The 23,855-nt window shown below is 37.0% G+C and carries 22 protein-coding genes; 13 read left to right on the top strand and 9 right to left on the bottom strand.

Features of this window, described 5'->3' with window-relative positions; translation table 11 throughout:
- Positions 1 to 39: 39 nt before the first annotated feature.
- Together ACFSQP_RS10140 and ACFSQP_RS10135 are read left to right on the top strand one after the other, a co-directional pair.
- Entirely contained in the window at positions 40 to 423 is a 384-nt protein-coding gene (locus tag ACFSQP_RS10140) for an acyl-CoA thioesterase (RefSeq protein WP_376894046.1), read from the top strand.
- Between the two features lie 158 nt (positions 424 to 581).
- Positions 582 to 2,129 (top strand): hypothetical protein, encoded by a 1,548-nt coding sequence (locus ACFSQP_RS10135; RefSeq protein ID WP_376894044.1) that lies wholly within the window; start codon positions 582 to 584, stop codon positions 2,127 to 2,129.
- 216 nt (positions 2,130 to 2,345) lie between these two features.
- On the opposite strand, the gene ACFSQP_RS10130 is transcribed toward ACFSQP_RS10135, so the two are convergent.
- Both ACFSQP_RS10130 and ACFSQP_RS10125 read right to left on the bottom strand, forming a co-directional pair.
- Positions 2,346 to 2,774, bottom strand: a complete 429-nt coding sequence (locus ACFSQP_RS10130) for a hypothetical protein (RefSeq protein ID WP_376894043.1) — start codon at positions 2,772 to 2,774, stop codon at positions 2,346 to 2,348.
- 360 nt (positions 2,775 to 3,134) lie between these two features.
- Entirely contained in the window at positions 3,135 to 4,406 is a 1,272-nt protein-coding gene (locus ACFSQP_RS10125) for a serine hydroxymethyltransferase (protein WP_376894041.1), read from the bottom strand.
- 199 nt (positions 4,407 to 4,605) lie between these two features.
- On the opposite strand from ACFSQP_RS10125, the gene fahA reads away from it, so the two are divergent.
- Positions 4,606 to 5,901, top strand: a complete 1,296-nt coding sequence (fahA, locus tag ACFSQP_RS10120; RefSeq protein ID WP_376894039.1) for a fumarylacetoacetase — start codon at positions 4,606 to 4,608, stop codon at positions 5,899 to 5,901.
- An 81-nt stretch (positions 5,902 to 5,982) separates the two neighbouring features.
- On the opposite strand, the gene ACFSQP_RS10115 is transcribed toward fahA, so the two are convergent.
- The 4 genes from ACFSQP_RS10115 to ytxJ all read right to left on the bottom strand — a co-directional run bounded on the left by ACFSQP_RS10115 (position 5,983) and on the right by ytxJ (position 11,093).
- Positions 5,983 to 7,425, bottom strand: coding sequence for a hypothetical protein (locus tag ACFSQP_RS10115; protein WP_376894037.1), 1,443 nt, complete (start codon positions 7,423 to 7,425; stop codon positions 5,983 to 5,985).
- A gap of 4 nt (positions 7,426 to 7,429) precedes the next feature.
- On the bottom strand, positions 7,430 to 8,623 hold the full coding sequence (locus ACFSQP_RS10110; protein ID WP_376894035.1) for a hypothetical protein: 1,194 nt from the start codon (positions 8,621 to 8,623) through the stop codon (positions 7,430 to 7,432).
- A gap of 276 nt (positions 8,624 to 8,899) precedes the next feature.
- A complete protein-coding gene (locus ACFSQP_RS10105; RefSeq protein ID WP_376894033.1) occupies positions 8,900 to 10,621 on the bottom strand; it encodes an amidohydrolase in 1,722 nt (573 codons plus the stop codon).
- An 85-nt stretch (positions 10,622 to 10,706) separates the two neighbouring features.
- A complete protein-coding gene (gene ytxJ, locus ACFSQP_RS10100) occupies positions 10,707 to 11,093 on the bottom strand; it encodes a bacillithiol system redox-active protein YtxJ (protein WP_376894031.1) in 387 nt (128 codons plus the stop codon).
- Positions 11,094 to 11,288: 195 nt separating this feature from the next.
- On the opposite strand from ytxJ, the gene clpB reads away from it, so the two are divergent.
- Positions 11,289 to 13,889, top strand: a complete 2,601-nt coding sequence (gene clpB, locus ACFSQP_RS10095) for an ATP-dependent chaperone ClpB (protein WP_376894029.1) — start codon at positions 11,289 to 11,291, stop codon at positions 13,887 to 13,889.
- A 255-nt stretch (positions 13,890 to 14,144) separates the two neighbouring features.
- On the opposite strand, the gene ACFSQP_RS10090 is transcribed toward clpB, so the two are convergent.
- Positions 14,145 to 14,765, bottom strand: a complete 621-nt coding sequence (locus ACFSQP_RS10090; protein ID WP_376894028.1) for an OmpW/AlkL family protein — start codon at positions 14,763 to 14,765, stop codon at positions 14,145 to 14,147.
- Between the two features lie 263 nt (positions 14,766 to 15,028).
- Between ACFSQP_RS10090 and deoC the strand changes: the two genes are divergently transcribed.
- Positions 15,029 to 15,691: a deoxyribose-phosphate aldolase gene (gene deoC / locus ACFSQP_RS10085; RefSeq protein ID WP_376894026.1), complete on the top strand. Its 663-nt coding sequence runs from the start codon at positions 15,029 to 15,031 to the stop codon at positions 15,689 to 15,691.
- A gap of 11 nt (positions 15,692 to 15,702) precedes the next feature.
- Entirely contained in the window at positions 15,703 to 16,401 is a 699-nt protein-coding gene (deoD, locus tag ACFSQP_RS10080; protein ID WP_376894024.1) for a purine-nucleoside phosphorylase, read from the top strand.
- Between the two features lie 104 nt (positions 16,402 to 16,505).
- Here the strand turns inward: deoD and ACFSQP_RS10075 are convergent, their stop codons facing one another.
- Positions 16,506 to 17,264: a DUF6503 family protein gene (locus ACFSQP_RS10075; protein WP_376894022.1), complete on the bottom strand. Its 759-nt coding sequence runs from the start codon at positions 17,262 to 17,264 to the stop codon at positions 16,506 to 16,508.
- 92 nt (positions 17,265 to 17,356) lie between these two features.
- Between ACFSQP_RS10075 and smpB the strand changes: the two genes are divergently transcribed.
- The 3 genes from smpB to ACFSQP_RS10060 are packed head-to-tail and all read left to right on the top strand — an operon-like array spanning position 17,357 to position 18,884.
- Positions 17,357 to 17,812 carry an SsrA-binding protein SmpB gene (gene smpB, locus ACFSQP_RS10070; protein WP_376894020.1) on the top strand — a complete coding sequence of 152 codons (456 nt, stop codon included), beginning with the start codon at positions 17,357 to 17,359 and terminating at the stop codon, positions 17,810 to 17,812.
- A 2-nt stretch (positions 17,813 to 17,814) separates the two neighbouring features.
- On the top strand, positions 17,815 to 18,345 hold the full coding sequence (locus tag ACFSQP_RS10065) for a hypothetical protein (protein WP_376894018.1): 531 nt from the start codon (positions 17,815 to 17,817) through the stop codon (positions 18,343 to 18,345).
- Between the two features lie 17 nt (positions 18,346 to 18,362).
- On the top strand, positions 18,363 to 18,884 hold the full coding sequence (locus tag ACFSQP_RS10060; RefSeq protein WP_376894016.1) for a DUF1648 domain-containing protein: 522 nt from the start codon (positions 18,363 to 18,365) through the stop codon (positions 18,882 to 18,884).
- Position 18,885: 1 nt separating this feature from the next.
- Here the strand turns inward: ACFSQP_RS10060 and ACFSQP_RS10055 are convergent, their stop codons facing one another.
- A complete protein-coding gene (locus ACFSQP_RS10055; protein WP_376894015.1) occupies positions 18,886 to 19,527 on the bottom strand; it encodes a protein-L-isoaspartate(D-aspartate) O-methyltransferase in 642 nt (213 codons plus the stop codon).
- Between the two features lie 156 nt (positions 19,528 to 19,683).
- Between ACFSQP_RS10055 and ACFSQP_RS10050 the strand changes: the two genes are divergently transcribed.
- From ACFSQP_RS10050 to ACFSQP_RS10035, 4 genes are all read left to right on the top strand, one after another.
- The gene (locus ACFSQP_RS10050) at positions 19,684 to 20,643 is read left to right on the top strand and encodes a Gfo/Idh/MocA family protein (protein ID WP_376894013.1); all 960 of its coding nucleotides are present in this window, start codon (positions 19,684 to 19,686) and stop codon (positions 20,641 to 20,643) included.
- Positions 20,644 to 20,728: 85 nt separating this feature from the next.
- On the top strand, positions 20,729 to 21,619 hold the full coding sequence (locus ACFSQP_RS10045; protein ID WP_376894011.1) for a 3-hydroxyacyl-CoA dehydrogenase family protein: 891 nt from the start codon (positions 20,729 to 20,731) through the stop codon (positions 21,617 to 21,619).
- Between the two features lie 87 nt (positions 21,620 to 21,706).
- Positions 21,707 to 22,945 carry a DUF1015 domain-containing protein gene (locus ACFSQP_RS10040; RefSeq protein ID WP_376894009.1) on the top strand — a complete coding sequence of 413 codons (1,239 nt, stop codon included), beginning with the start codon at positions 21,707 to 21,709 and terminating at the stop codon, positions 22,943 to 22,945.
- A 208-nt stretch (positions 22,946 to 23,153) separates the two neighbouring features.
- The gene (locus ACFSQP_RS10035) at positions 23,154 to 23,807 is read left to right on the top strand and encodes a YggS family pyridoxal phosphate-dependent enzyme (RefSeq protein ID WP_376894007.1); all 654 of its coding nucleotides are present in this window, start codon (positions 23,154 to 23,156) and stop codon (positions 23,805 to 23,807) included.
- Positions 23,808 to 23,855: the final 48 nt, after the last annotated feature.

Genomic DNA, 23,855 nt, shown 5'->3' with positions numbered 1-23,855 from the left:
GCGTTCCCGTACCACCAGTATTTAATTGAAACATATATCATGCAAACATTTACCACCACAATCCACGTTACCGAAACGGATTTAGACAACCTAAACCATGTAAATAACGTGCGTTACGTGCAGTGGGTAGAAGATGTTGCAAAAATGCATTGGTTTTCCAAGGCACCTAACACCATAACCGATTTCTATTTTTGGATTATGTTAGAACACCAAATAAGTTATAAAAAGCCCGCTTTTTTAAACGACGAAATCACCTTAAAAACCTATGTGCCAGAAGCTAAAGGTGTAACATGCACCCGCGTTGTAGAAATTTTAAAAAACAACGTATTGCTTGCAAAGTCTGAAACCAAGTGGTGCCTTATGGCGGGAAACCCCATGCGTCCAACCAGGATAACACCAGATATAAAAGCCATATTTTTATAATTTTAGTAAATTCATACAAAATCATAAAAGCAAAAGTTATATTTTTGAGCATCTGGAAGGTATATGCTATACGGCACACAACCAACTAACATATACAAGTCGCACAACACAAAAGGCTGCCAAATTATAACGGCGCCCATGCTAAATACTTAACTCTCATGAATCGCATCATTTCCTTTCTTTTTTGTATTGGTTTTTTAATGCTTTGGAGCTCTTGTCGCAACGATTTAGAGTTTTCACCAAGCACCGGAAATTTAGAATTCTCCAAGGATACCGTATATTTGGATACGGTTTTTACCAACATAGGTTCTAGTACCTACAGCTTAAAAGTATACAACCGTAGCAATACAGATATTCGCGTTCCAAGTATTAGGTTGGCTGCCGGAAATGATTCTGAATACCGCTTAAATGTAGACGGAATGCCCGGTAAAACGTTTCAAGATGTAGAAATTTTAGCCAAAGACAGTATGTTTGTATTTATTGAAACTACCATTGATATAAACAATCTACCTAACGCAGGTGAGTTTCTTTACACCGATAAAATCATTTTTGACTCGGGTAGTACGCAACAAAATGTAGATTTAGTAACATTAGTTAAAGACGCTGTTTTTATTTACCCAGACAGAGACGCTAGTACAGGTTTAATTGAAACCCTCACACTAAATATTGGAGGCGAGCAAGTAGAAACAGATATTCAAGGCCGTTATTTAATGCCAGACGAGCTCACTTTTACCAACCAAAAACCTTATGTAGTTTATGGTTATGCGGCTGTTCCAAATGGCGAAATCCTAACCATTGAAGCGGGAGCACGCATTCATTTTCATGCCAACTCCGGATTACTGGTTTCTGAAGGCGCCTCGTTGGTGGTAAATGGTGCTTTTAGTAGTGATCCTGATTTATTAGAAAACGAAGTTATTTTTGAAGGCGACAGATTAGAACCAGATTTTAGTGATGTTCCTGGACAATGGGGAACAATATGGCTATTTCAGGGTAGCCTAAACAACCAAATTAATTATGCAACTATAAAAAATGCTAGTGTTGGTATTTTAAGCGATAGCAATGCAGATGCACCCAATGCCAAGCTTACCCTTAACAACTCGCAAATTTACAATAGTAGTAATTTTGGCATTTTAGGGCGAAATACATCCATTACTGCAGAAAACGTGGTTATTAATAATTCGGGGCAATCCTCATTTGCCGGAACAGAAGGTGGTAAATACAATTTCACACATTGCACCATTGCTAACTATTGGAATAATAGTTTCAGACAGTTCCCTTCCTTATTACTAAATAATTATCGGGAAACTGAAGATGCGCTATTCCTTTTCAATTTAACGGAAGCTAACTTTAATAATTGTATTGTATATGGTAATGACGATATTGAATTTGTTTTAGACGAGGAAGCAGATCCTAACAACACCTTTAATTTTAAGTTTACCAATTCGTTAGTGCGCTTTAACGACCCAAATGGCAATTTTACGGGTGGTAATTACAACTTTAACAATACCGATTTATACGAAAGCACGCGTTTTAACGAAGCACCTGTTTTTAAAAACACGGCTAAAAACGAACTACTTATTAGTCCAAATTCTGGTGCTACAGCCATTGGCCCTAATATATTTTCGGATGCCGTACCTAATGATATTTTGGGAATAAACAGAACCGCGTCTCCGGATGCTGGAGCATATCAAAACACCGATTTTTAAGGACTCACACAAAAGTCCCGTTTTTGTAAGGTACAACCAAAAAAAAGAAAGCCTGCTTATAGTTAAGCAGGCTTTTTTATTCGCGATATAAATGGTGTATCTTAATTCAAATTAAAAAACATATAAACTGAAAATGAGATATGTGTAAAACACCTTATTCGCATTGTTTAAATAGCGTTGAACTGATGAGCCAGCGGTTGGTGTTATTAATTAAGTTTACAGGCTATTTAGCGTAATATTTACTTCTTCGCCCATAGTAATACTTTGTCCTACGGTTACATTACCTGTTGTAGTACCTGTATTAATAAATACCGAAAAGCGGTATACGTTAGTAAAATTATTACCGCTGTTAAAATCGGCTTCGGTGTATAAATCGTCAAATTTAGCAATGCCATCTGCACCGGTGGTTACTTCAAAATTGGCATTTGTACTGGAAGCACCTCCGTTAGCATCCCAATTACTTTCAGATTGCGCGTAAACCGTTACATTTTGCATGGGATTATCAGATAAATCCAACACTAAAATATTCGCTTTTGTTACGGTATTTCTGGGTGCCGGTGGCGGCGTGTTATTGTCATCGTCGCTTGAACAAGATGTGGTAAACATCAATGTTGTACTTAAAAATAATAAAAATAGTTTTTTCATGGTATAAAGTTTTAAAGTTGACACTGACTCACTCAAGAACCAACTTGATTAATAGACAGCCAATATAAAACATCTAAATTTTCTTACAAAGAAATACTTTTCTTAAATTACAATCTCTTAAAAAATTAGCACACAGCCACATACAGAACATAACAGAATACAAAAAGTATTTACCCTTAATAAATACAATTTACGTCCTAAAAAAATAAGCTGCTAACTAAAATACCTTTGTGTAATGGTGCATGAAATTAATTAAGCATATTTAAAACCAAATATTTTACACCTAACAGCAAAACGAAAAAAACCTGCTTAAATAAACAAGCAGGTTTTTTTATGACTTTAAGTTGACATTAATTCCGATTAGGCAAATAACGGTAAATGACTCATCATAGCATTTACTTCTTTACTAATGGCCTCTAATTTAGCATCGTCCTCGTGGTTCATAATAACAGCATCTATTAGTGCCACAATAGCATCCATATCGTTTTCTTTAAGGCCACGGGTGGTAATAGCAGGTGTGCCTACCCGGATACCAGATGTTACAAACGGGCTTTTATCATCAAAAGGCACCATGTTTTTGTTCACCGTAATATCCGCTTTCACTAAAGCTTTTTCAGCGTCTTTTCCAGTAATATTTTTGTTACGCAAATCAATAAGCATCATGTGGTTATCGGTTCCTCCGGAAATAATATGGTAATCACGCTCTACAAAAGCCTTTGCCATAGCGGCTGCATTTTTCTTAACTTGTAACATGTAGTGCATAAATTCGTCCGTTAAAGCTTCTCCAAAAGCAATAGCTTTAGCGGCAATAATATGTTCTAGTGGTCCGCCTTGGTTACCTGGAAACACACCCGAATCCAGTAGAGACGACATTTTTCGTAAACTACCATTTTTAAGCCTAATACCAAATGGGTTATCAAAATCCTGTCCCATTAATATCATACCGCCTCTAGGACCACGCAATGTTTTATGTGTGGTGGTAGTAACAATATGGCAATGTGGCAGCGGATCGTTTAAAATACCTTTAGCTATTAAACCCGATGGATGTGAAATATCGCCTAAAAGTAATGCGCCCACGCTATCGGCAATTTCTCGGAAACGCTTAAAATCCATATCGCGAGAATATGCTGAAGCCCCACAAATAATCATTTTTGGTTTTTCGCGCTGGGCAACTTCGGCTACATGATTGTAATCTATTAAACCGGTTTCCTTATCAACACCGTAAAAAACAGGATTGTATAATTTTCCCGAGAAATTTACAGGCGAGCCATGCGTTAAATGGCCACCATGCGATAAATCGAAACCAAGAATGGTATCGCCTGGTTTTAAACAAACCGAAAAAACAGCGGTATTAGCCTGGCTACCAGAGTGCGGTTGTACGTTCGCGTAGGCCGCACCAAACAAAGCTTTAGCGCGTTCTATAGCTAATTGCTCCACCTCATCTACTACTTCGCAACCACCATAGTAGCGCTTTCCTGGATAGCCTTCAGCGTATTTGTTTGTTAACACAGATCCGGCTGCTTCCATAACCTGGTTACTTACAAAATTTTCCGATGCTATGAGTTCTATACCTTGAAGCTGTCTTTGTTTTTCGGCTTCTATGAGTTCAAATATTTGTTCGTCGCGTTGCATAAATTTTGGTTATTGTTGAATAGATTGCAAAAATAAGAAATAGATTAGTTTAATACACCAAAAAACATATATTTACCATACCTAAATTGTTTTTCTTTAAGGGTAAAGATTTCGAAGTTTTTCAGTCTTTAATTAGTAATAAAACGAAAAGTTATGTAGGTTTGAAAAGATTTTAAACACCAAAAAACAGAATATAGTTATGCCAATTTCAGCTAACAATCCAGACAGAAAATCGTGGTTACATGTAGATAAGAACTCCGATTTTCCCATACAAAACATTCCTTTTGGCGTATTTCTAACGCGCGATGATATTATTACCATTGGTACCCGCATAGGCGATACGGCAATTGATTTAGGAGCTTTACACCAACTTGGTTATTTTGATGGTATTCCGCTAACAGACGATATTTTCCTTCAGGATTCTTTAAACGACTTTATTGCCGATGGCAGAAAAACATGGCGCGCCGTTAGAAACCGCATTGCCGAAATTTTTGACGCTGAAAACCATGTTTTAAAAGACAATAAAAAACATAAAGAAGTGGTGCTGTTCCGTTTGGATGAAATTGAAATGCAGCTACCCGTTCAAATTGGCGATTACACCGATTTTTATTCCAGTATTGAGCATGCCACAAATGTTGGCACCATGTTCCGCGATCCAGAAAACGCCTTAATGCCAAACTGGCTGCACATTCCTGTTGGCTACCATGGTAGAAGTTCGTCTATTATTCCGTCTGGTATTCCAATACACAGGCCACAAGGACAAACCTTACCTGCTGGTAGCGACACCCCAGTTTTTGGTCCGAGTAAATTAGTAGATTTTGAATTAGAAATGGCTTTTATTACTACCGATGCTAACGATTTGGGTGAACCAATTCCCATAGACGAAGCCGAGGAGTATATTTTTGGACTGGTGTTATTTAACGACTGGTCTGCACGCGATATTCAAAAATGGGAATATGTGCCTTTAGGTCCATTTTTAGCCAAAAGTTTTGCGTCGTCTATTTCGCCTTGGATAGTTACCCTGGATGCTTTAGAACCTTTCCGTGTGGAAAGTCCGAAACCTTTAAAACCGCAACTTCCTTATCTGCAATATAAAGGCAAGAAAAGCTACGATATTAAACTGGAGGTTGCTATAAAACCAAAATCGGCTAAAGAAACTATTGTAAGCCGCTCCAACTTTAAATATATGTATTGGAATATGGCACAGCAGTTAGCGCACCACACCGTAAATGGTTGCCCTGTTAACTCTGGCGACATGATGGGTAGTGGTACCATTTCTGGTCCAACACCAGATTCCTACGGTTCTATGCTTGAATTAAGCTGGCGCGGTGAAAAACCTGTAAAACTAAAAGATGGCACCACCCGTAAATTTATAAACGACTACGATACCGTAATTATGCGCGGTCATTGCGAAAAAGATGGTACACGTATTGGTTTTGGCGAAGTTTCTACCGAGCTACTTCCTGTTTTTGAACCAAAAAAAGCTGGTAAGTAATTACTATTTTTAGCATATAAAAAGCCCGCAACAAAAATTTGTTGCGGGCTTTTTTTTGCCACATCTCTACTAAAAAACCTGTTATTCAGGAAAATTAGTTAGATCCATAACTGACAAGCTGTTGTTGCTGTGGTACCGCGCTAATTTTAAAATCCGACTGTCTGCCGAATAATGCATTAGTTGATTAACAAACGTACCGTAATCTCGTAACGAACTGTAGCCAAAAAGCTTTCTGCCATAGTTTTCGTTCAAACCGTTTAATTGGCTTGGTTTGTATAAACCGTAATACCAACCTGTGTTAATATAGAAATCGCCTAAAATAGAGATAATTCCAAACGAATTAGAAATTTCTGGCAACATACCAACACTTGTTTTTAGTGTGGTGGTTTGTAAAACCTTTCCGGCCATATCAGTTTCTAAAACATAGCCCACACCATACTTAATTAAATCTACTTCCATGGTAGTGCTGCTACCTGAAAACATAGGCTTTTGTACCGTACCAGCTTTGTAAAGTGTTTCTAAAATAACATGCATGCTATTATTACCCACAATAAGTTCAGAAATTTTAACATCGGTAATTTCAGCTGGTGCCACCCCTGTTAAACTTTTGTACTGCGTTAACACGTCTATTTTATTGTTATTTAATATGGAACCGTCGGTTAAACTGTACATAAGCAATCGGTTAAATTTACCAAATTTTAGGCCAATGGACTTATCTTCATAAAAAGCCATAAAGTAATCCTGATTGCCAATAGAAAACAATTTTGGCTGGAATAAAGCTGTTTTTTCTGGGAATAACAAACGTTTTGTTTGGTCTGCATTTACCACAAATAACTGATTGGTTTCCGCTTTAAACCCTTTTTCCGTGCGCACCCATAAAATGCTTCCCGAATTAGTCACTCCTACATGCTTTTCATTGGTATCCTCAAATACAACCTCCTTATCCCATAAGCGCTCGCCTGTTTCCGTATTATAAAGATTTATAATACTTTTTGCTGGCTCTTTCCGTTTGGCATATGGCGTATAAATAAGTCCCGCATACAAGCCATTTTCAGACACTTTAAAAGCTACGTTACCCGATTTAGAATTGGATTCAATAGGGTGACTAAAAATTAGACGCTCTGCAAAAGTATTGGTGGTTTTATGGAACACTATTTCATACACTTCCATTTTATCCATTTTACCAGAGTACGCATGTGTGTAGGCTACTAACTGATTGGCATTACGTTGGTATACACCTAAAAAGTTATACAAACTACTCGCGCCCATTCCCGGAAACGTATGCTCATAGGTTGCTACTAAAGTGTTTGTTTGGTCCAGTTTTCGCAAAATAAGGGCATGTTTACTTTGCATACCATGCATATTTATTTGACTAAACAAATAGCTGTTGTAATTATCCGATAGTACGAATTGTAAATCATTTTCTGTCTCCGGATTGAATGGAAATTGTGGTCCGTAATTAATTTGTTGTGCATGCAATAAAGACGCAAAAAGCAAACTAACTAATACATATAGTGTTTTCATACTTTTATTGTGTGTAAATTTCTTTTTCTAGGCGCTTTAATGCTTGCTCATCGTCGTAAGAAAGTTTTATGTAAATTAAATTTTCCTGTAAGGCATTTAAATAGTTTTCAGCTTGTTCTTTTCTGTTTAACGCTACATGTACTTTTATTAAATTAAAATAAACATATTGAGCAATTTTAGCATTGTAATCGGCTTTGGAATTTTTGTAATCAATTTTTGCTAAAGTGTTATCCCAAATATCCAAACCTTTTTGCAGGTTTTCCATAGCCGAAAGTGTTAAACGCGAATGAGGATCCTCTTGAATTTTCTTTAAGTTAGTAAGAACATAAATATGCGCTTTTTCCAAATCGTCGTAAGTGTTTTTTCGGTTTTTAACCACTTCTAAATATAAAGATTTGCGCTTATTAATATAGCCATACCGTTCATTTAACAACTGGTTTACTTGCTTAATCACTTTTTCCAAGTAAGCTTTTTCCTCGCGGTTTTTGTTAATATTATTAGTTGGGTAATTAGCTATTAATTCGAAGTCCGTGAACAAATTGGTTGTAAAATCTGGAACACCATTTAAACTTACCGCAATGTTTGTTGGCAGATTGGCATAAGATTTACCAGCGTTATCCTGAAAATTTACCCGTTCCATAGCAACTTGAATATCCAGAATATTCTCGCCGCGCTGCATGCCATTTACAACAATTTTGCTCGCTAGAATGGTATTATCGACTATTACATAATCGTTTAAGTTTGGATTTCTATAAATAGGTTTAGCCGGTTTGTAGTAGGTTGGTCTGCTAGGTAGTACCAATGTAGGTTTTTTTCCTTGTTCGGCTACTGCCATGCGCTCCAATAAGGACAACTTGCTGTACTCCTTGGACTCTATGGCATATTTTTCTTTGGCTATTTCAATATCCTTTTCATGCTGCGCCAGTATAACCTTATGTTCCGCCTCGCTATCCAAGACTTTTTGATCGTAATTATCCAGTTCGTTCTGAAAATCTATTTTAGACTGCGCTATAACATCATCCGCTGTAATATTATAAGGTGACGTTACCGTTACCGCATAAAATTGCTGGGCTTCTGGAATAGCTACTTTTGGGGGCTGTGGCACGTTAAACTCGACATTATCGCCCGTTATACCCTGCGAAACAACCGCTTGAAAGCTAGCTAAAAACAAGCCAACTAAAACATAATACTTTGTCATTATTTTTATAAATTATTGTGAGCCCCAAAAGTAAATTAATTTCTAACATATAAATTAGTTGCGGTGGTATATTTGTTTGCCTCAATAAAACAACATGCTACCCTCCTTTGTTTAAAAAACACAAGGTCGTAATAAGAAAATTCTTAAATGCGTAATAAATCCGCCAAAAGAAACTGCAATTGTTAAGCGCTTACTATCTTTTAACTTGGCAGTCCGTATTTTTATAAAAAAAAACTCCCAACATAAATTGGGAGTTTTTATCATGTTTTAGTGTATTTATTCTTTTAAAAATATAGAATTACCTCCTTTTATGGTTTCCTGCACCACTATATCTTTAATAGCCATAGCATCTACTTTTAGTGGGTTTTTATCTAAAATTACAAAATCTGCAACATAGCCTGCTTTTAACCTTCCTTTGGTATCTTCTTCAAAATATTGATACGCTGCATTGGTGGTAATAGCTTGCAGTGCTTGGTATGGCGAAACACGCTCCTCGGCACCTAACACCTCCCCGTTTCTTGTTATCCTGTTTACTGCAGACCATATTACAAATAATTGATTTATAGGCACTACATTAAAATCTGTATGGTTAGTAGGTTTTAAACCTTTTTCCATGGCCGTTTTCATAGGGCTAATTCTGGAAGCCTGCTCTAAACCGCGATTTTTAACGTGGGTATCGCCAAAAAAGAAGGTGTGCTCGGTATATAATGAAGGAATTAAATTATAGTCTACATATTTATCTAATTGATCATCTCGAACAAACTGCGAGTGAATAATAGTGGTGCGTCTGTCTTTAGTCAAATCGCCATTGCTTGCAAACTCGTGAGCCTTTAAACACATATCAATTGCGCCGTCTCCGTTGGCATGAAAGGTAGATTGTAGGCCATTATCGTAAATGCGTTTTAACATGTTGTTTACCTCATCCTGTGAGAAAGTCGATTCGCCTTTCCAATTTTTTTCACCTCCTGGACCTCCAGTTAAGTAAGGCGTGGTAAATAAGGCTGTACGCCCCTGTGGCGAACCATCTATAGTAATTTTTATACCCCCTAATTTTAATCCGTTGTCGTATTTGCCAAAAGCATCCAAACCATAAGTACTAATTAGTGTATCCATTTCGGTAATAAAAGGATAGGAAATAACATCTATAAATAACGCATTAGCATCTGCCGCTTTTTTCAAAATAGCTACTTGTTGCGCATTCGTTAACCCTTCGTGTGCAGTGGTTACACCTTCTTCAGCATAAATCATTTGCCCGTCTTTTATTTGTTGCATTAATTCGGCATCTGTAGGCGTTGGTAATTGTTCCATGATAGGCATAAATGCCGTTTCCATAATTAAGCCATATGGCTCATTGGTTCCTGGTTTTCTAACAATAATACCACCAGCAGGAGTTTCGGTTTCCGCAGAAATACCAAATAATTCCATAGCTTTAGAGTTTAGTACCCCACCATGTAGCGATACATGAATAATTAAAACTGGATTATTGGGAAAAGCGTCATCCAAATCATCTCTATTTAAGGTTCTACCTTCTGGCATAACCGAATCGTCGTAACCATAACCGGTAATTAATTTGCCCTCTGGTACAGCCTTCTCCTTTTGGAAATCCTTTAAAGCAGCAAGTATTCCTGGTACGTCGTTGCCCTTACCTACAGGAGCCGGCGAACAGTTTGCCTGGTTGCTCATGGACAGTGCGTTTATAAAATGACTGTGCGGATCTATAAATCCTGGTAACATGGTTTTACCATCCAAGTCTTTCATTTTATGTCCCGGACCTGCCACTTTCATGGCCTCGTTTGCATTGCCTACAAAGGTAATTTTACCTTCAGATACTACAACTGCTTCCGCATATTGAGCCGTATCGCCATCCATTGTAATTATGTCGCCGTTGTAATAAACAGTTGCGACTGCTTTGTTTTCAGTAGATTCTTTGGGCGCCTCTTGGTTTTTACACGTCCATAAAGCGGACACCATAAAGGCCATCATAATAGTTTTTTTCATGAATTATCTGTTTTGATTTATTGCTTTTATGTCTCAAATATAGTTAAAAATGAATACTTAAGGATTCAAATTTGTGGTCATTAACTTACACGTACTTCTCCAAATGCAAGTCATTAATGGCACCATGACTGGCATGTGCCACTGCAACACCATTTCGAATTATGAGTAATTGTGGCGATTCGTGCAAAACTTGATACCGGTAGCCTATCTCATCGGATAAAGCCCGGTAATTAAGTAAATCCAAATAATACAAATCGGCTGATAAATCCAGATTATAACTTGTTACAAACTGATTTAACACCATTTTACTAATGCCACAACGTGTGGAATGTTTAAAAATAAGTTGGGTTTTAGCTACAGACTTTTTATCTATCGTATCCAAATTGGCAGTAGTAGTTAGCGCCTGCCATGGCAGAATCTTTTCCTCTTTAGGCTCCGAAGAACCTCCAAATAAGTTTTTTATAAATTGCATAAGGTGTTTCTATTTTTACCATCAAAGATAGTCTAAACATTTTTAGCAGTTACGAAAACTGACTAAACGTCAGTAAAACAAGGTCTTAAAACGTCATTTTGTCTGCTACCGTAAACTGGTAAGGATATTGCTATTTGAATTACAAACACAACAAAAAAACCTTAAAAACAGATCCTAACCAAGGACATAAATACTATGAATTTAAATAATTTCACCATTAAATCTCAAGAAGCCATCCAGCAAGCACAGCAGCTAGCCCAAGGCTTTGGACACCAACAAATAGAAAACGAGCATATTTTTAAAGCACTCTTTACAGTGGACGAAAACGTGCTTCCTTTTTTACTTAAAAAACTAAATGTTAATATTAACATTTTAAAACAGACTTTAGATAAACAATTGGAAAGTTTTGCTAAAGTATCTGGCGGGGAACTCATGTTAAGTCGCGAGGCTGGAAAAACCTTAAATGAGGCTTCCATAATTGCCAAGAAAATGACAGACGAATACGTATCTGTTGAACACATTATACTGGCTATTTTCAAGTCGAACAGCAAAATTAGTCAGATGTTAAAAGACCAAGGAGTCACAGAAAAACATTTAAAAGCCGCCATTGAAGAATTACGCCAAGGCAATCGGGTTACATCACAAAGCCAAGAGGAAACCTACAATTCTTTAAACAAATATGCTAAAAACTTAAATCAGCTAGCTAAAGATGGTAAACTGGATCCTGTAATTGGGCGTGATGAAGAAATACGCCGGATTCTTCAAATTTTATCCCGTAGAACAAAAAACAACCCTATTTTGGTAGGCGAACCTGGAACCGGTAAAACAGCTATTGCTGAAGGTTTGGCGCACCGAATTATAGATGGCGATGTACCTGAAAACTTGGTAGACAAACAGATTTTTGCTTTGGACATGGGCGCGCTCATTGCTGGGGCTAAATACAAAGGCGAATTTGAAGAACGCCTAAAAGCTGTCATTAAAGAAGTTACAACTAGCGAAGGCGATATTGTTCTGTTTATAGACGAAATACATACACTTGTAGGTGCTGGTGGTGGCCAAGGCGCCATGGATGCTGCCAATATTTTAAAACCTGCATTAGCCAGAGGCGAATTGCGCGCCATTGGTGCCACCACTTTAGATGAATACCAAAAATACTTCGAAAAAGACAAAGCTTTAGAGCGTCGTTTTCAAAAAGTAATGGTGGACGAACCAGATACAGAAAGTGCTATTTCTATTTTGCGCGGTATTAAAGAAAAATACGAAACGCACCATAAAGTACGCATTAAGGACGAAGCTATTATTGGCGCCGTAGAATTATCTGAACGTTATATAACCAACCGTTTTTTACCAGACAAGGCCATCGATTTAATGGACGAAGCTGCCTCCAAACTGCGTATGGAAATAAACTCCAAGCCAGAAGAATTGGATGTTTTGGACAGAAAAGTGATGCAATTGGAAATTGAAATTGAAGCTATAAAGCGCGAAAAAGATGATGTTAAATTAAAATCCTTGCGCGCCGACCTTGCCAACTTAAAAGAAGAGCGCAACGAACTAAACGCCAAATGGAAGACCGAAAAAGAAGTGGTAGACAATATTCAGGTTGCCAAATCTAATATTGAAGAATTTAAGCTGGAAGCGGAACGTGCCGAGCGCGATGGCGACTACGGCAAAGTAGCCGAAATTCGCTATGGCAAAATAAAAGAAGCACAAGAACATTTAGAAGCACTTCAGAAAGAATTACAAGCCAATCAATCGGATAGCTCCTTAATTAAAGAGGAAGTCACTTACGATGATATTGCCGAAGTAGTAGCAAAATGGACCGGTATACCGGTATCGAAAATGCTTCAGAGCGATCGCGAAAAATTACTAAAACTTGAAGCGCAACTTCACAAACGTGTTGTGGGCCAAGAAGAGGCTATTGTAGCCGTAAGTGATGCTGTACGTCGTTCTCGAGCTGGCTTACAAAATCCCCAAAAACCAATTGGCACCTTCCTATTTTTAGGAACAACGGGGGTAGGAAAAACCGAGTTAGCCAAAGCTTTAGCCGAGTACCTATTTGACGATGAAGCTGCTATGACACGTATAGACATGAGCGAGTATCAAGAGCGCCATGCGGTAAGCCGCTTGGTTGGTGCACCTCCCGGATATGTTGGGTATGAGGAAGGCGGACAACTTACAGAGGCTGTGCGCCGGAAACCCTATTCCGTAGTATTGCTGGATGAAATTGAAAAGGCACATCCAGATACCTTTAATATTTTATTGCAAGTATTGGATGAAGGGCATTTAACAGACAATAAAGGGCGCATGGCCGATTTTAAAAACACCATTATTATCATGACCTCTAATATGGGCAGTCAGATAATTCAGGAAAAATTTGAAGCTACAGACGATGTAGATGCCGCTATGGAACTGGCAAAAATAGAGGTACTAGGCTTACTAAAACAATCGGTTAGACCCGAATTTTTAAACCGAATAGACGAAACCATTATGTTTACGCCATTAACACAAGATAATATTACAGAAATTGTGGGCTTACAATTAAAAAGTGTTTCAAAAATGATTAGTAAACAAGGTATCACTTTTGATGCGACTCCAGAAGCCATTCAGTATTTAGCCAAAAAAGGTTATAATCCAGAGTATGGTGCCAGACCTGTAAAACGGGTTATTCAGAAAGAGGTTTTAAATGCCTTGAGTAAAGAAATTTTATCTGGCCGTATTACAACAGACAGCATTATACTCCTTGATGCTTTTGATGAGCAACTGGTGTTTAGAAATCAGAATGAATTAACAGCCTAATACTATTAAAGTTTCGTTAAAGCGAAAATAAATAACACGGTACTACGTTTTAATGTTTTGGTTGGTTAGTTAGTGTAAAAAGCAACGTAAATCTGTAAAAAGACGCACGTTGCTTTTTTTCTTTTTAGAATTTTTAGAGCCTAAAACTTTTCACGTTTTTACCCAAAATTCTTAATTAAAAAGAAGCCCATGGTAACCTACAAAAAAAGCCACATAACATGTATGTGGCTTTTTTTTGTGGAAATTAACAGCTTATTAGAATTTTCTACCAATACCAATACCAACAATTAATGGGTTAATATCTACCTCTACTGGTAACACACCTAATCCTGTATTTACTTCAACATCTGTAGATAGTAGTAATTGTTTTACATCCAGATTTAGAAACCATTTGTCGTTTAAGTTGTAATCCAAACCTGCTTGAAATGAAAAACCAACTGTATTATCATAATCCATACCAACTACCGCTCCTTCATCTATACCATAAAAAATAGTATAGTTAATACCTGCTCCAATATACGGCTTAAAATTGCCTGCATAAAAGTGGTATTGTAAATTTAAAGTTGGTGGTAATAACCATACGTGACCTAAATCTAATGCATCATCTACATCCACTTCGTGTTTAGTAGACGATAAAATTAATTCGGCTGCAATATTTTTAGTAAAGAAATACGTAAAATCCAATTCGGGCATAAACGTAGTAGAAATATTTACTTCAGCCCCAGGTAGGTTATCGCCTGGCGAAGGAATAACCGATATTACTCTAAAGCGAGCTTGCCATTTGCTATAATCGTCTTTCGATGTCTCATTTTCTTGTGCCTGTGCATTAAAAACAAATGCAAAAGCTAACAAGGCGCTAAAAATTATTTTTTTCATGATTTAAAGGTTTTAAAATTATAAACCAAAAGTACTGGCTTAAAACAGGTTAAATACTGACAAAAATCATAGTCCATAATTTATAGTTTTAGTAAACTGTAAATGTGACACTTACAAGTACAAAAAATACACCTGCTAACCATTTTATATTTAAAACAGTTTTTCTTTCAAACAAAATCATCAAAATAAGAGAATATTTAGTACTTTATGGGGAAAATTGAACCGTTTAGCGTACTTTTATCCCATCTTAACCTATTTTTTACATGAAGACAATTAATAACTATATAGACCATACCGCTTTAAAACCCACTACATCCCAAAAAGACATTAAAACGCTTTGCGAGGAAGCCAAACAACATCGTTTTTATAGTGTTTGTGTAAACGGACATTACGTGCCTTTGGCGAAAGCACTTTTAGCAAAATCCAATGTAAAGGTGTGCGCTGTTGTTGGATTCCCATTAGGTGCCATGGCCACAGAAGTGAAAGTTTTTGAAGCAAAAAAAGCCATTGCCGATGGCGCAGACGAAATTGATATGGTTTTAAATATTGGTATGCTGAAAAGTGAGAACTTTGTAAATGTGTATACAGATATTAGAGATGTTAAGTTAGCTATTGGCAATAAAGTGCTAAAAGTAATTTTAGAAATAAGTGAATTATCTAAAAATGAAATTATAAAGGCATGCCAAATTTGCTTGGATGCCAAAGCAGATTTTATAAAAACATCCACTGGCTTTTCAAAAAGTGGCGCCACCTTAACGGCCGTTAAAATGATTCGGAAAACAGTTAAAAAAGGGGCTAAAATAAAAGCCTCTGGTGGTATAAAAACGCTAGAAGTAGCAGAAAAATACCTTGAAGCCGGTGTGGACAGATTAGGTTGTTCAGCGGGTGTTTCAATCATGGAAGAACTACAGAAAAAAAACAGCTAAAACCAAAAACTATGAGCGTTCATATAGATGCAAACAAAGGCGATATTGCCGAAACGATACTACTACCCGGCGATCCGCTACGCGCCAAATGGATAGCCGAAACTTTTTTTGAGAACCCTGTTTGTTTCAACACGGTAAGAAATATGTTTGGCTATACAGGCACCTACAATGGCAAGCGTATTTCGGTTATGGGAACAGGTATGGGGGTGCCCAGTATTTCCATTTATGCCCACGAATTAATTAACGAATTTGGCGTAAAAAACCTAATTCGGGTTGGTAGCGCTGGTTCGTACCAGGCACACGTAAAAATTAGAGACATTGTTTTGGCCATGGCTGCCTCCTCCAATTCGGGCGTTAACGAATTACGCTTTGGTGGCGCTGATTTTGCGCCAACAGCCAATTTTGATTTGTTTTTAAAAGCCGTAGAAGTAGCCAAAAGCAAACAAATTCCTGTTAAAGCAGGAAACGTTTTTACCTCCGACGAGTTTTATGCAGATAATTTTGAGTCCTATAAAAAATGGTCCAAATTTGGTGTGTTGTGCGTAGAAATGGAAACCGCCGGCCTATATACTGTTGCTGCCAAACACAATGTAAACGCCCTAACTATTTTAACCATTTCAGATTCGTTGGTTACAGGCGAACGCACCACAAGCAAAGAGCGGGAAACCACCTTTAAAGACATGATTTCTATAGCTTTGGAGCTAGCATAAGGGTAGTTTGAACAAACATATTTCAAGTAAAAAAACTAAAAACCATGTACATCATTAGGTGCACATGGTTTTTTATTTGATTACATTTTAAGAGCTAGTATCCTTTAGTCCGCCACACTAAAAGATGCCGCCATTTTTATAGCTTCCAAGTTTATTTTAGATACTAATGTTAACGAATTATTTTCAAACAAGTCATCTAAATCTTCTACCAGAATATCTGTTTTTTCGGTTTTATAGTTATTGTAATCTACAAAACGCATTTCGCCAACATAACGCTCATTAAAGGCCTCTCGAAATCTAAATCCAATACCATCATCTTCCTCGTAGGAATAGGCCAAATATGCCGTTTTAAACGTGTTTGTATGAATCCAATAAATAAAAACATCTTCATAATCCTCACCGCCTCCTGCTTCATTAAAGGTTACTTTTATTTTGTAGTAAGGCGTGTTTTTTATGCTTACCGTACCTAACAACTCTTTATTTACTGCGGCATCGTTTAGGCCATATGGCAACACCGCAAAATAATGAACAGAATTTACAGCCGCATGTAATTGGGCTTTAGTGCTATCTGCTATTACCACAGGTTTGTTATTAACATAGCGCGTAAAACCAGAATTAGTAATTACATCTTTTACAATTCCTGTGGTATCCTTAAAGGTTCTAGCCAAAGTAAACAAGCCCTTGTTTCTGGATGCAAAATATTGCTTATCTCTAAATTGAAACGAATAGGCCGCCGAATCAAATTTGCTTCCGCCAGCAACCGCAATGGCCTCGTTAACAATTTCTTGTGCTGTAAGTGATTTTTTAGAAGGCTCACAAGCTACTAAAACAAACAAAAAAACTAAAAAAATAGGGTATTTCATGGTTCCAAAAATTTCATTTATCCGTTGTAAAGCTACTGAATACTTACGGAATAAATTCGAAAAACAAGCATAAATTATTTACCTTTGGCCTTATGCAGAACACGGTTAACATAAGAAATAAAAAGGCTAAATTTCAATATGAAATTTTAGATAAATACACGGCAGGTATTGTATTATCTGGCACCGAAATAAAATCGATTAGAAATAGCAAAGCATCTATTGCCGAAAGCTTTTGCGAATTTAATGAGCAAGGCGAGCTTTTTGTTGTAAACATGACGGTGGAAGAATACATGTATGGCACCTATTACAATCACCAACCAAAGGCTACCCGCAAATTGCTACTTAATAAACGCGAATTAAAAAAATTAAACAAAGAGGTACAAAATACCGGCTTAACTATTATACCATTGCGGCTGTTTATAAACGAAAAAGGTTACGCCAAACTAGTCATTGCTTTGGCAAGAGGTAAAAAATTGTACGATAAACGAGAAACCATAAAAGACCGTGAAAACAAAGTCCGTTTGGACCGGATTAAAAAAAGTTTTTAACTATGTTTTTAAAGAAAGTACTCTTAATTTCCTTGTTTCTTGGATACCTAGCACCAAGCCAAGCGCAGCTATTTCTAGATCCTAGCGCTAAAAAAGTGGGCAGTATAGATGCTATTATTACAGAATTGTATCGGGTAAACTCGGGTAAACCCGGTTTTGAGCGCAATTGGGGCGATTTTAAATATTTGTTTTATCCCAATGCTAAAATTATTCCAACAGGAACCAGTTTAGATGGCAATCATTTAGCCAAATATTTAAGCACAGATGCTTACAAAAACACCTCGGCTACCTGGCTAAAAGAAGAAGGCTATATAGAAAAGGAAATACACAGAAAAATGGATGTTTTTGGAAACATGGCACACGTATTTAGCACCTTTGAAGTGTACCATACCGAAAATGATCCCGCACCAGCCATGCGCGGCATTAAAAGCATTCAGCTTCTTAACGACGGTATTAGGTGGTGGATTGTAAACTTGTATTGGAGTTTGGAAACACCCAAAAAACCTATTCCATCGGATTATTTACCAAAATAAAAGCCAATTCTTAAATTATGTTTTTTGACAACCGACCTAAAATTGACTTAAAACCCACCAAACTAGATCGGTATGTAGATATTACAACATTTGGGTTATTAATTTTGGCCTTTCTGTATACCTGCTTTCAGTACAATTCCTTGCCTGAATTAATTCCTATGCATTTTAACTTTGATGGCACCGCAACGCGCTACGATAGCAAGGACATGATATGGATTATATATATTATTGGTTTTCCCATTATTTACGGCGGTTATTACCTAAATAAATTTCCACACCTTTTTAATTATCCTACAAAAATTACAGCAGAAAATGCGAAAACCATGTACCAACACGCCACACGGTTAATGCGTTTTATAAACCTAATAATGGCTTTAATTTTTACAGTTTTGTCCATTGAAATTGTTCGGGTAAGCAAACAGGATAACCAACAAATAAGTCAGGTTGCACATTACATCATTATAGCGTTAGTTGTAATACTAACCGTGGGCCCCTTGGTTTCTATTTTATGGCATTTAAAAGCTAAAAAACGTAACTAAATTAGTTTTTATCCTCCAGTAAAGGCACAAAACGAAACTCGCCAAATTCGTGCTTTTCAAAATCTTTTACCCCATTTCTAATAAAGAGGGTCATAATTTGCACCTGGTCGCCCACTGGTATAACCAGTCTACCGCCAATATCCAACTGACTCAACAAAGCTTTCGGTACAAAAGGTGCGCCTGCAGTTACAATAATTCCTTTAAATGGCGCCTCTTCTTTTAAACCTATATACCCGTCGCCAAAAATTAATTTTTTAGGTCGGTAATTTAATTTGGGTAAAAACTGACGTGTTTTTTTAAATAATTCATGTTGGCGCTCAATACTAAATACCTGGGCTCCCATTTCGCATAACACCGCCGTTTGATAACCACTTCCGGTGCCAATTTCCAAAACTTTATCGCCTTTTTCAATTTGTAACAACTCGGTTTGAAAAGCTACAGTATACGGCTGCGAAATAGTCTGATCCGCCGCAATAGGAAATGCTTTATCCTGGTAGGCATGATCTAAAAAACTCGAATCCATAAATAAATGACGTGGTATTTTACCAATAGCATTCAGTACGCGACTATCTATAATACCCTTATCCTTAATTACCTGAACCAACTGTTGGCGCATGCCCTTATGCTTAAATGTATCTTTCAAACTATGCAAATTTTAAAAATCTAAAATTACACAAACATTTAATGGGTAAAAATTAAAAGACAGCTATTTTTTCCACAATTAACCAGAGGTTATTTTATGGCAAATTTCGGAGCAATAAATAATGAAAAACCGTATTTTTGTTGAAAACAAGATATTATGATAAAAGCTGGGGTCCTAGGTGCAGGGCATTTGGGGAAAATTCACTTACGCTTATTACAGCAATCGGATAAATACGAACTAGTTGGCTTTTACGACGCAGATGAAGCAAATGCCAAAAAAGTAGCTGAAGAATTTGGTTACACCTACTTCAATTCTATAGACGCACTTATTGCAGCCGTAGATATGGTAGATATTGTAACCCCTACCCTTTCGCATTACGAATGCGCTAAAAAAGCCATAGCACAAGGCAAACATATTTTTATAGAAAAACCCATAACCAATACCGTTGCAGAGGCCGAAGAAATTAGAGCACTGCTAGCCAAACACAATATTCGCGGCCAAGTAGGACATGTGGAACGTTTTAATCCAGCTTTTACCGCGGTTAAAAACAAAATTGAAAACCCCATGTTTATTGAAGCGCACCGGTTAGCCGAATTTAATCCGCGTGGCACTGATGTCCCTGTGGTTTTAGATTTAATGATTCACGATATCGATATTGTGTTAAGCGTTGTAAAATCCAAAGTAAAAAGCGTATCTGCCAGTGGCGTGTCAGTAATTAGCGATACACCAGATATTGCCAATGCCCGTATAGAATTTGAAAACGGCTGTGTGGCCAATTTAACAGCAAGCCGTATTTCATTAAAAAACATGCGTAAAACCAGATTTTTTCAGCGCGATGCTTATATATCTGTGGACTTTTTAGAAAAAAAATGTGAAGTGGTAAAAATGAAAGATGCGCCCGAAAATCCAGGCGATTTTGATATGGTGTTGCAAAATGCCGAGGGGGTTAAAAAACAAATTTATTTTGATAACCCTGAAGTTACAAACAACAATGCCATTTTGGACGAATTGGAAACATTTGCGCATGCCATTAACACCAACACCACACCAGTAGTTAGCCTACACGACGGCACGGAAGCGCTTCGTGTAGCCAATATGATTATTAACCAGTTTTAAAGGTTAGGCTTAAGCCATACTTATAATTTGAAATTAATTTTGGAATACAGACTAAATTCCTAACAGAAATAGAAACTATATTTTTATGAAAAACATTGCAGTTATAGGAGCAGGAACCATGGGAAATGGTATTGCTCATACATTTGCCCAAAGCGGTTTTAAAGTTCAATTAATTGATATTAACGAAGCTTCCTTAAAAAAAGGAATGGATACCATTGCTAAAAATTTAGATAGAATGGTAGCCAAAGAAAAAATATCGGAAGCCCAAAAACAAGAAACTTTAGGCAATATTACCACCCATACCAAAATGCACGAAGGTGTAAAAACCGTTGAATTGGTTGTGGAGGCTGCTACTGAAAACATCGATTTAAAACTGAAAATTTTCAAGGATTTAGACGCCGTTTGTGCAGAAAACACCATTTTAGCTACCAACACCTCCTCAATTTCCATTACCCAAATTGCAGCAGTTACCAACAGGCCTAGCCAAGTAATTGGTATGCACTTCATGAATCCGGTGCCAATTATGAAATTAGTTGAAATTATTAGAGGCTATAATACCAGCAATGAGGTAACCGAAACCATCATGACATTGTCTAAAACCCTTGGCAAAATACCTACAGAAGTAAACGATTACCCTGGGTTTGTGGCCAACCGTATTTTAATGCCTATGATAAACGAATCTATAGAAACGCTGTACAACGGTGTAGCAGGAGTTACAGAAATAGATACCGTAATGAAGTTAGGCATGGCGCACCCAATGGGACCTTTACAACTGGCTGATTTTATTGGTTTGGATGTATGCTTATCCATTTTACATGTTATGCACGACGGATTTAAAAATCCAAAATATGCGCCTTGCCCACTACTAGTAAATATGGTACGCGCCGGCAAACTTGGCGTAAAATCGGGTGAAGGTTTTTACGATTATTCCGAAAGTCGTAAAGCCGAAAAGGTATCCAAACAGTTTTTAAAATAACAACAAAAACCTTGCGCCCTAAAACACAAAATTTGGGGCGCAATGGTATTACAAAAAAGAACTTGCCAACATTGAAGCAACCTAAACATGGCAAAAATAATTCCATTTAAAGCAGTTAGACCAACGCGCGACAAAGTAAATCTGGTTGCTGCTAGATCCTACCAAAGTTACACCAAAGAACAATTAGAATCGCGGCTGCGCGATAACCCCTTTTCGTTTTTACACATTGTAAATCCGGGTTATCGCTTCGATAAAGAAATTTCGGGTATTGAACGCTATTCGTTGGTAAAAAACCGCTATCTCGAGTTTAAAGAAGACGCCATATTTGTGCAGGATAGCAAGCCTTGCTATTACGTTTACAAAATTGTAGACCGCGAAAATCAGGAGTTTAACGGCATAATTGCTGCCGTAAGTGCTTTGGATTACGAAAACAACCGCATTCGGAAACACGAGGACACCATAGCTTACAAAGAAATTATTTTTAAGGACTATTTAAAAACAGTTGGTTTTAACGCCGAACCGGTTCTTTTAACCTATCCGGATAATACTGTAATTAAAAATATTATTTCAAAAAAACAGAAAGAACGGGCAGAATATGAGTTTACAACTACTTACAGAGATACGCACTATTTATGGAAGGTAGAAAAACCCGAACTTTTAAAAGCTATTGAAACAGAATTTGAAAGCATGTCGCATGTGTATATTGCCGATGGCCACCACAGGTCGGCTAGCTCATATTTACTATATAAAGATTGTAAAACAGAAAACAAAAATCATAGCGGACAGGAACCGTATAATTTTTTTATGAGTTATTTAATTCCAGAATCAGATTTGCGCATTCATGAATTTAATAGACTTGTAAAAGATTTAAACGGCCTAACAAAAGAAGCTTTTTTAATTCAATTAGATACGGTATACCGGATTGAAAACCGCGGATCGATACCCTATAAACCAAATCAAAAACATCAGTTTAGCATGTATTTAGACGGCGAATTTTATTCGTTACATCTTCGTAAAACTGCTTATAAAATGACCAACTCGCTGGATGGCCTTGATACACAAATATTGTTTAAAACAATTTTAGAGCCTATTTTAGGTATTGTGGATTTACGAAACGATAACCGTATAATGTATATGAATGGTAAAAACGATGTGGTAAACATGAAAAGCAGCGTGGATAACGGCGACTTTGCGGTTGGTTTTGGCATGGTTCCTGTAAAAATTGATGAAATGAAACAAATTGCAGACGACGGACTTAAAATGCCGCCTAAATCTACCTTTATCGAACCAAAATTACGTAGTGGCATTACCATTTACGAATTTTAAAATAAGTTGTTAACCTGTCTGTAGGGCTATTTTGGAGGTCTTTCCATGTCGTGATAACGTTGTGCTTTTTAATAACGCTTATTTAAAATTAATTTGCTTTCAAAAAGCTCCGTTTGTTTAGTAACTAGTCAAGAAAACCCATTACATTCCGTAATTTTGTACCGTGTTTATTAGCCCGACATTTTTACTTTTAAAATCCCAAACTTATATGTCCATTAAAGAAAACCTAGAAAAAATTAAGAAAACCATTCCTGAAGACGTTACATTGGTTGCGGTTTCAAAAACCAAACCAACCGAAGCTATTTTAGAAGCCTATCATTCAGGACATCGCATTTTTGGTGAAAATAAAATTCAAGAAATGGCAGAAAAACATGCGGCCCTACCCAAGGATATTTTGTGGCACATGATTGGGCATGTACAACGAAACAAAGTTAAATACATGGCCCCATTTGTAAATTTAATACACGGTGTGGATAGTTATAAACTGTTGCAGGAAATAAATAAACAGGCAAAAAAAAACAACCGTGCAATTAACTGTTTATTGCAAATAAAAATTGCTGCTGAAGACACCAAATTTGGCTTAAATAGTACAGAAGCCCTTCAAATATTGCAACACGATACCTTTAAAACACTAAATAACATTCAAGTTGTTGGTGTTATGGGGATGGCCACATTTACCAACAATACAACACAAGTAACCCAGGAGTTTAAAACACTTAAAACCGTGTTTAACCAACTGAAACAAGTGCATGCAGATTTGAACATAATCTCTATGGGCATGAGCGGTGATTACGAATTGGCAATACAATGTGGAAGTAACATGATTCGCGTAGGAAGTAGTATCTTTGGAGCGCGCAATTAAAAACCCGGTTTGAAAGGAATTACAACCTAGGAAAATAAAAAAACGAAC

The sequence above is a fragment of the Bizionia sediminis genome, assembly GCF_042684585.1.
Lineage (GTDB): Bacteria > Bacteroidota > Bacteroidia > Flavobacteriales > Flavobacteriaceae > Algorimicrobium > Algorimicrobium sediminis.
This window is presented reverse-complemented; position numbering and strand designations above follow the sequence as displayed.